Below are 423 nucleotides of genomic sequence, written 5' to 3' on the forward strand. Positions count from 1 at the left end.
GCCTCAAGGACGGGCCGGTCCTGCTGGGGAAGACGGACAACGTGGGCCGTTCGGGTGTCAGTGCCCGCGCCTAGGGTGCCGTACATGATCACGTCTACCGTCGAAGAGTCCTGGGACCGCATCGAGAGCTGGCTCGCGCGGCACGCCCCCATCACCCACGGGCTGTTGCGGCCGGCGGCCGTTCTGGCGGACATCACGGCAGCCGAAGCCCGGCTGGGGGTGGCCTTCCCGCCCGACCTGAGGGAGTCGCTGCTGCGGCACGACGGTGTGGAGCTCCAGGATGGAACGCTCCGGCTCGACTACTACGGACCACTGTCTGGAGTCGAGGAGATCGTCCGGAGTACCGAGTTCCTGCGCGGGGTCGGCGAGGGTCTCGCCGAGGAGGAGGCTGATCTCGACGAAGGGGAGCGCGACGAGTACGCG

Annotated in this window: 1 protein-coding gene; it reads left to right on the top strand. The window is 69.0% G+C overall.

Annotated elements, in window-relative coordinates; translation table 11 throughout:
• Positions 1–84: 84 nt before the first annotated feature.
• The coding region (locus VR44_RS39540) for an SMI1/KNR4 family protein (RefSeq protein ID WP_045952532.1) at positions 85–423 on the top strand (339 nt) is incomplete at its 3' end.

The sequence above is a fragment of the Streptomyces katrae genome, assembly GCF_000966975.1.
Classification (GTDB): Bacteria; Actinomycetota; Actinomycetes; order Streptomycetales; family Streptomycetaceae; genus Streptomyces; species Streptomyces katrae.